9 protein-coding genes are annotated in these 7,458 nt (G+C 72.3%); all 9 read left to right on the top strand.

What is annotated here, in order from left to right; genetic code table 11:
• The first annotated feature begins 150 nt into the window (after positions 1 to 150).
• Genes ABT023_RS10875 through ABT023_RS10835 form a run of 9 tightly spaced genes read left to right on the top strand, consistent with a single transcriptional unit; the run spans position 151 to position 7,412 of the window.
• Positions 151 to 918 (top strand): ABC transporter ATP-binding protein, encoded by a 768-nt coding sequence (locus ABT023_RS10875; RefSeq protein WP_350883997.1) that lies wholly within the window; start codon positions 151 to 153, stop codon positions 916 to 918.
• Positions 915 to 1,715 carry an ABC transporter permease gene (locus ABT023_RS10870; RefSeq protein WP_350883995.1) on the top strand — a complete coding sequence of 267 codons (801 nt, stop codon included), beginning with the start codon at positions 915 to 917 and terminating at the stop codon, positions 1,713 to 1,715. Before ABT023_RS10875 ends, ABT023_RS10870 begins: the two co-directional genes overlap by 4 nt.
• Positions 1,712 to 2,791 (top strand): Ldh family oxidoreductase, encoded by a 1,080-nt coding sequence (locus ABT023_RS10865; protein WP_350883993.1) that lies wholly within the window; start codon positions 1,712 to 1,714, stop codon positions 2,789 to 2,791. Before ABT023_RS10870 ends, ABT023_RS10865 begins: the two co-directional genes overlap by 4 nt.
• A gap of 32 nt (positions 2,792 to 2,823) precedes the next feature.
• Positions 2,824 to 3,558 carry an SDR family NAD(P)-dependent oxidoreductase gene (locus tag ABT023_RS10860; RefSeq protein WP_350883991.1) on the top strand — a complete coding sequence of 245 codons (735 nt, stop codon included), beginning with the start codon at positions 2,824 to 2,826 and terminating at the stop codon, positions 3,556 to 3,558.
• Complete coding sequence (locus ABT023_RS10855; protein ID WP_350883989.1) at positions 3,555 to 5,159, top strand: FAD-dependent monooxygenase; 1,605 nt, start codon at positions 3,555 to 3,557, stop codon at positions 5,157 to 5,159. The genes ABT023_RS10860 and ABT023_RS10855 overlap by 4 nt, the downstream gene beginning before the upstream one ends.
• Before the next feature lie 29 nt (positions 5,160 to 5,188).
• Entirely contained in the window at positions 5,189 to 5,560 is a 372-nt protein-coding gene (locus ABT023_RS10850) for a cupin domain-containing protein (RefSeq protein WP_350883987.1), read from the top strand.
• Positions 5,557 to 6,093, top strand: a complete 537-nt coding sequence (locus ABT023_RS10845; RefSeq protein ID WP_350883985.1) for a cupin domain-containing protein — start codon at positions 5,557 to 5,559, stop codon at positions 6,091 to 6,093. The genes ABT023_RS10850 and ABT023_RS10845 overlap by 4 nt, the downstream gene beginning before the upstream one ends.
• A gap of 27 nt (positions 6,094 to 6,120) precedes the next feature.
• Complete coding sequence (locus ABT023_RS10840) at positions 6,121 to 6,534, top strand: RidA family protein (protein ID WP_350883983.1); 414 nt, start codon at positions 6,121 to 6,123, stop codon at positions 6,532 to 6,534.
• Entirely contained in the window at positions 6,531 to 7,412 is an 882-nt protein-coding gene (locus tag ABT023_RS10835) for a fumarylacetoacetate hydrolase family protein (RefSeq protein WP_350883981.1), read from the top strand. Before ABT023_RS10840 ends, ABT023_RS10835 begins: the two co-directional genes overlap by 4 nt.
• Positions 7,413 to 7,458 lie beyond the last annotated feature (46 nt).

The raw sequence follows: 7,458 nt of genomic DNA, 5'->3' as shown, positions 1-7,458 counted from the left end.
GCTTCTCCCCCCCCGCGCGCCCCCCCTGCCCCCCCCCCCCCCCCCCGCCCGCCCCCCCCCCGCCCACTTTTCTACCCCCCTTCCCCCCCAACGCCCGGGGGGGGGGGGGGGGGGCGGCCGGGCCCCCCCCCCACCGCGAGGGGCGAGACCATGATCGGAATTCGTAACGTTTCGCAGATCTTCCGCACCCGGGCCGGTGACGTGGAGGCCCTGCGCGATGTGTCGCTGGAGGTCGCCGACGGCGAGTTCGTGGCGATCGTCGGGCGGTCCGGCTGCGGCAAGTCCACCCTGCTGCGGCTGGTGGCGGGCCTCCAGTCGGCCACCTCCGGCGAGATTACCGTCGCCGGCACCCCGATCAACGGGCCCCGCCGGGACGTCGGCTTCATGTTCCAACGCCCGGCGCTGCTGCCGTGGCGGTCGGTCGTCGACAACGTGCTGCTGCCGACCCAGGTGTTCAAACTGGACCGGCGGGAAGCCCGGACCCGCGCGCACGAACTGCTCGACCTGGTCGGGCTGAACGGCTTCGAGAAGCGCCTGCCGCACGAGCTCTCCGGCGGCATGCAGCAGCGGGTCTCGCTGTGCCGGGCCCTCATCCAGCAGCCCCGGGTGCTGCTGATGGACGAGCCGTTCTCCGCGCTCGACGCGCTCACCCGCGCCGACCTCACGGTGGAACTCCAGCGCCTGCAGATGAAACACGCCTCGACCGTGCTGTTCGTGACGCACTCGGTCGACGAGGCCGTGCTGCTCGCCGACCGGGTCGTCGTGCTCAGCCCGCGACCGGGCCGGCTCCGGCAGATCGTGGACATCGACATCGACCGTCCCCGTTCGCTGGGACACGACGGCCACTCGGCCGAGCTCGGCGAACTGCGCGCCCGCCTGCACGACCTGCTCATGACCCCCGAGGAGGTGGCACGGTGACGGTCACCGAGTCCCGCCGTACCCGCCCCGACAAGCCGCGCTCGGACGCCCGCTGGCTCCAGCACCTTCCGCCCGTGCTCGGCGTCGTGGCCGCCGTCGCCCTGTGGTGGGCGATCACGGTCGTCTTCGAGGTGGAGAGCTTCATCCTGCCGTCCCCGGTGCAGGTGGGGCAGGCCATGGTCGAGCAGGCCGACTACCTGTGGGACAACACCCTGGTCACTCTCGGCGAGACGCTGCTGGGCTTCCTGCTGGCCATCGCGGTCGGGGTGCCGCTGGCGCTGATCGTCACCGCCTCGCGGATGCTGGAGCGGACCGTCTACCCGCTGCTGCTGATGCTCAACGCCGTACCGAAGGTGGCCGTCGCGCCGCTGCTGGTGGTGTGGATGGGCTTCGGCCAGTTCCCCAAGGTCTTCCTGGTCTTCCTGGTGTGCTTCTTCCCGATCGTCATCTCCACCGCCGCCGGGCTCAGCTCCACCCCGGCCGACCTGGTGGAGCTGGGCCGGTCGCTGAAGACCAACTGGTGGCAGACGTTCCGCATGATCCGGATGCCGGCCGCCGTCCCGCAGCTCTTCGTCGGTCTCAAGCTCGCCATCACCCTCGCCGTCATCGGCGCGGTGATCGCCGAGTTCGTCGGCGCCACCGAGGGGCTGGGCTACGCGATCGTCGCCTCCGGCGCGAGCGCCGACACCGCGTTGGCCTTCGCCGCGATGATTCTGCTCGGGGTGATGAGTGTCGTGCTGTTCTACCTGCTCGCCGCAGTCGAGCGGTTCTTCGTGCCTTGGGCGGACCGGTCATGAGCGCGCCGGACCTCCAGCCGACGGTCCCGGTCCGGTGGCTCACCGACGCGGTCGCCTCGGTCTTCGGCGCACTGGGGTTCTCCGATCAGGCGGCCGGCCTGGTCGCCGGGTCCCTGGTGGACGCCGACATGCGCGGGATCGGCTCGCACGGGGTGATGCTGCTGCCGATGTACGTCGACCGGATCAGGGCCGGCTCGGTCAGCCGGGCCGAGCGGGCCGAGGTGGTTCGGGACAAGGGCGCCATCGCGGTGCTCGACGCCGGCCACGCGTTGGGGCAGCTCACCGGTGACCAGGCGATGCGGCTGGCGGTGGCGAAGGCCCAGGCGTACGGCGTCGGCGTGGTCACCGTCCGCCGGGCGTTCCACTTCGGTGGGGCGTTCCGCTACGTGGACTTCGCCGCGCGCAACGGCTGTGTCGGCATCGCGGCGGCCAACACCCGCCCGCTGATGCCCGCCCCGGGCGGCGCCTCGGCGGTGGTCGGCAACAACCCGCTCGCGGTGGGCGTACCCCGCGCCGGCGGCAAGCCGGTGATCCTCGACGTGGCGCTGTCCGAGGCCGCCCTCGGCAAGGTCCGGCTGGCCGCCGGTGAGGGCCGCGAGATCCCCGCGAGCTGGGCGACCGACGCGCAGGGGCGGCCCACCACCGACCCTGCCGCCGCGCTCAAGGGGCTCCTGCTGCCGTCCGGCGCCCACAAGGGATACGGGCTCGCCCTCATGATCGACGTGCTCACCGGGGTGCTGTCCGGCGGGGCGTACGGCCGGGGGGTCCAGGGCCTCTACGCCGACGTGTCGGTGCCCAACGACTGCGCGCACTTCTTCCTCGCCCTGGACGCCGAGGCGTTCGCCGAGGACGCGGAGGAGATCGCCCGCCGGGTGGACGACCTGGCCGGCCAGGTGCTCGGCTCCGCGCTGGCACCCGGCGTGGAACAGGTCCACCTGCCCGGCGACATCGAAGCCGGCCGGTACGACCGGGCGCTGCGCGAGGGGGTGGCGCTCCAGCCGTCGGTCTTCGCCGGGCTGGTGGAGGTCGCCGCCGGGCTGGGCGTGCCGCTCACCGCGCCGGGCAGCGCCGGCTGAGCCGGTCCGGTCCGAGGAAGGGGAAGGAAGTCATGCAGGCCAGTTTCGATGCCACCGGCGAGGTGCTCGTGGTCACCGGCGGCGCCAACGGGATCGGCGCCGCCCTCGCCCACGCGTACGCCGACGCGGGCGGCACGGCCGTGGTGTTCGACGTGGCACCCGGCCGGCCGCACCCCGGCGGGCGGGTGCACGAGCACCGGGTGGACGTGTCCGACCGGGACGCGGTGCACGCCGCGGTGGCCCGGGTGCTCGCCGAGCACGGCCGGATCGACGCCCTGGTGGCCGGCGCGGCGGTGCAGCCCCGCTGCGACGTGGTCGACATGGACCCCGAGCAGTGGCGCCGCACGCTGGCGGTGAACCTCGACGGGGTCGTCTGGTGCGCGCAGGCGGTCCTGCCGGACATGATCGCCCGCCGCTCGGGCGCGATCCTGGTCTTCGCCTCGGGCCTGGCCACCGCCGGCCGGGCACAGGCGTCGGCCTACGCGGCGAGCAAGGGTGCCTTGATCGCCTTCGCCAAGTCGCTCGCCGCCGAGGTCGCCGAGCACCGGATCCGGGTGAACACCGTCTTCCCCGGCGTGGTGGACACCCCGCAGTTCCAGCAGGCCAACCCGACCGGCGGCGAACGGGAGCACTGGCAGCGGGCCACCGGCATCGGCACCCCGGCCGACGTGGTGGGCCCGCTGATGTTCCTGCTCTCGCCTGCCGCGACCATGACGGGGTCCACCCTTACCCGTGACCGGGCCTACCCGATGAGCGAGGCGAAATGAGCGACACGACCGAGCAGTTGCCGGTGGGAATCGTCGGTGCCGGGCCGGTCGGCCTGGTCACCGCGTTGGGCCTGGCCCACTACGGCGTACCGGTGGTGGTCTTCGAGGAGGACGAGCGGCTGTCGCTGGACACCAAGGCCGGCACCGTCCTCACCCGCACCCTGGAGGTGCTGCACCGGTACGGCGCCCTGGACGACGTGCTGGCCGGGTCGCTGCGCATCGACGAGATCGGCGAGCTGGACCGGGCCACCAACACCCAGACGCTCAGCGTCCGGACCGGCGACCTGACCGAGGACACCCGGTTCCCGTTCATCATCAACATCCCGCAGCACGAGCTGGAGCCGATCCTGCGGCAGCGGCTGGACGCCACCGCCCCCGGCGCGCTGCACATGGGGCACCGGCTGCTCGACTTCGTCCAGCACCCGGACCGGGTGGATCTACGGCTGCGTACCGCCGAGGGGGAGCGGACCGTGCCCGTGCGGTACCTGCTGGCCTGCGACGGCGGCCGGTCCGTCGTCCGGGAGCAGATCGGCGCGGTGGTCGAGGGCGAGACGTACCAGGAGCGGTACATGCTGGTCGACCTGAAGGTCGACCTGGACGTGGAGAACCCCCGCGACTACCCGTACCTGGCCTACTTCGGTGACCCGAAGGAGTGGATGATCCTGGTCCGCCAGCCGCACTGCTGGCGCTTCCTCTACCCGCTGCCGGCCGGGCAGGCCGAGCCGAGCCGGGAGGAACTGGTCGAGAAGGCGCGCCGGTTCATCGGGGACACCGAGACCCTGGAGATCGTCGGCACCAACGTCTACAACGTCCACCAGCGGGTGGCCGACCGGTGGCAGGACGGGCGGGTCTTCCTGCTCGGCGACGCCGCGCACCTGATCACGCCGATGTGGGCGCTGGGCCTGAACACCGGCGTCCTGGACGCCTCCAACCTGCCCTGGCGGATGGCCTGGGTGCTGCGTGGCTGGGCCGATGAGAGTCTGCTCGACGGTTACCAGGTCGAGCAGGAGCCGGTCGCCACCAAGGGCTCCGCGTCGATGGCCGCGGCGGCGCGGGCCTACATGGCCCGGCGGGCGGACGACCCGGGGGTGATGACCGCCGGCAACTGGGGCAACGCGTTCACCCGGGCCATGCTCGGGGTACGCCTCGACGTGGACGGCACGGGCGACTGGTCGATGGTCGCCGCCGGGGACGAGCCGCTGCCGGTGCTGGCCGGGGCGCGCAGCCCCGACCTGCCGCTGTTCGGCCAGTCCGGCACGGTGCACCTGCACGACCTCGCGGCCGATGCCTTCGTGGCGCTGTACTTCACCGACCCCCGCCGGGGGCCGGCGCTGCCGCCGCAGGACTCGCCCGCGCTGCGGCACCACGTGGTGAGCCGGTGGGACGCGCCGCACGACTCCGGGCTGCGGGACCGGGCGCTGTTCGACCCGGGCGACCGGGTGCGACGCCGGTTCGGGGTTGCCGACGACACCCTGGTGCTGGTTCGCCCGGACGGGCACGTCGCGGCGATCGTCCCGTTCGACCCGGCCACCGGGGTCGACACCGCCGCCCAGCTCTACTCCCGGATCACCGGATGCCCACCGCCCCGTGACCCGGCCTGACCACACCCTCGTCTGCGAAAGGGATGACAATGAGTAACTACGGTCACGCGACCGCCCCGGACGGAAGCCAGGTCGAGCTGGGCGCCGTCGGCCAGCGGGTGGTCTTCGAGAACGACCAGGTGCGGGTCTGGGAGATCAGCCTGGAGCCCGGTGAGCAGCAGCCCTGGCACCACCACCTCAACCCGTACCTGGTGATCGCGCTGGCGGCCGCCGACAACCGGATCGACGCGCTGGCCGGCGGCGACCCGCGGTTGGTGCACGAGGCCGTCGGCGGGGTGGTCTACCGCGCGCCTGGGGAGGTCCACATGCTCACCAACCACGGCACGACCCGCTACCACAGCCGGCTCGTCGAGCTGAAGTGCCTCGGGGAGAACCTCGTGGCGGGTCAGGGCGACCGGTGAGCGACCTGCCTCCGCTGGTGCCGGCGCCGCCGGTGCCGGCCGGCGTCGACCCGCAGGAGTGGGCCAACAACCTCTCCGAGCCGTCGAACTACGGCGGGGAGGCGGCCGACCGGTCGCGGGAGGAGCTGGTGCCCGCCCCGGGCGGCGTGGTGCTGGCCCGGTTCCGCGAGATCCTGCTCCGGACCGACGAGCTGGACTGGGCGGACAAGACGCTCGCCGGCCTCTCGCACAAGGCGCTGTGGCGCGACGAGGAGACCGAGGCGTCCATCTCGCTGATCCGGTTCCGCAAGGGAGCCGGCATCCCGCTGCGTCACTCGCACGCGTCCAACCAGTTCATGTTCTGCCTCAGCGGCCGGTACACCTACGTGCCCACCGGGCTGACCCTCACCCCGGGCGCCTTCTACTGGAACCCGAAGGGCAGCCTGCACGGGCCGACGCTCGCCGAAGAGGAGAGCGTCCTGCTGGAGATCTACGACGGGCCGCACTACCCGACCCAGCCGCAGTGGTACACCGATCCGGCGGACGCCCACTAGCCCCACCCCCGGAAAGAGAGGATGACCATGCCCAAGCAGCAGATCGTTTCCCCCGAGCTGGCCGTCCCGAACGGTCACTTCGCCCAGGCCACCCAGATCAGGGCGCGGGGCCGGATGGTGTTCGTGTCCGGCATGACCGCCCGCAACCGCTCCGGCGGGGTCACCGGTGTCGGTGACGTCTCCGCCCAGACGCACCAGGTCTGCCAGAACCTGCGCGCCGCGATGACGGCGGCCGGCGGGTCGCTGGAGGACATCGTGCGGGTGGACGTCTACGTCCGCAACATGGAGGACTTCAACGCCATCCACGAGGTGCGCCGGCAGTACTTCACCGGTGAGCCGCCGGCCTCGACGATGGTGGAGGTGTCCAAGTTCGTGAACAAGGACTACCTCATCGAGATCAACGCGATCGGCGTGATCGACGACGAGCAGGACGCCGGATGAGGCTGGCCAGCGTGCTCGCCGAGGGTGGCCGGCGGATCGGGGTGGTGGACGGCGACACAGTCGCCGTGCTCCCCGCCGAGCTGGGCGGGCTCGACGAGGCGATCCGGGGCGGCGCGGACGCGTTGGACGCGGTTCGCGCCGCCGCGCGGCAGGTCGCGGCGGTGCCGCTGGCCGAGGTCCGGCTCGACGCGCCACTGCGCCGGTTCAACCGGGACATCCTCTGCACGGGCTGGAACTACTGGGACCACTTCGAGGAGTCGCGCGGCAAGCGGGAGGGGCAGGACCCCGAGGAACCCCCCAAGCACCCGACCTTCTTCACCAAGGGCCCGGACACGGTCGTCGGCCCGTACGACGACATCGCCTACGACCCGCGGATCTCCGCCAAGTGGGACTACGAGGCGGAGGTGGCGCTGGTCATCGGCGCGGACTGCCGTTCGGTGAGCGAGGCCGACGCGATGTCGTACGTGGCGGCGTTCTGCGTCGCCAACGACGTGTCGCAGCGCGACCTTCAACGCGCGCACGGCGGTCAGTGGCTCAAGGGCAAGAGCATCGACGCCACCATGCCGCTCGGGCCGTGGCTGACCACCGTCGACGAGGTGCCGGATCCGGCTGACCTGCGCATTCGGTGCGAGGTGAACGGCGTGGTGCTCCAGGACGCGTCGACCGCGCAGATGGCCTTCCCATTCGCCCGGATCATCGCCGAACTGAGCTGGGGGATGACCCTGCGGGCCGGCGACGTGGTGCTCACCGGAACGCCGAGCGGCATCGGGAACGCCCGCGATCCGCAGGTGTTCCTGAACGACGGCGACCTGGTGGTGACCCGGGTGGAAGGGCTCGGTGAGCTGCGAAACCGAGTGCGGCTCACGAAGCTGCACTGATCCCTGGCGGGTGCGGGACGGGGCAACGTGGCCCCGCCCCGCACCA

Source organism: Micromonospora sp. NPDC002296, from assembly GCF_040296145.1.
Classification (GTDB): Bacteria; Actinomycetota; Actinomycetes; order Mycobacteriales; family Micromonosporaceae; genus Micromonospora.
This window is presented reverse-complemented; position numbering and strand designations above follow the sequence as displayed.

What these genes read in the sequence shown, in the direction of transcription:
- ABT023_RS10875 (WP_350883997.1), top strand. Translation starts at nt 151, where the DNA reads ATGATCGGAATTCGTAACGTTTCGCAGATCTTCCGCACCCGGGCCGGT.
- ABT023_RS10865 (WP_350883993.1), top strand. Translation starts at nt 1,712, where the DNA reads ATGAGCGCGCCGGACCTCCAGCCGACGGTCCCGGTCCGGTGGCTCACC.
- ABT023_RS10860 (WP_350883991.1), top strand. Translation starts at nt 2,824, where the DNA reads ATGCAGGCCAGTTTCGATGCCACCGGCGAGGTGCTCGTGGTCACCGGC.
- ABT023_RS10855 (WP_350883989.1), top strand. Translation starts at nt 3,555, where the DNA reads ATGAGCGACACGACCGAGCAGTTGCCGGTGGGAATCGTCGGTGCCGGG.
- ABT023_RS10850 (WP_350883987.1), top strand. Translation starts at nt 5,189, where the DNA reads ATGAGTAACTACGGTCACGCGACCGCCCCGGACGGAAGCCAGGTCGAG.
- ABT023_RS10840 (WP_350883983.1), top strand. Translation starts at nt 6,121, where the DNA reads ATGCCCAAGCAGCAGATCGTTTCCCCCGAGCTGGCCGTCCCGAACGGT.
- ABT023_RS10835 (WP_350883981.1), top strand. Translation starts at nt 6,531, where the DNA reads ATGAGGCTGGCCAGCGTGCTCGCCGAGGGTGGCCGGCGGATCGGGGTG.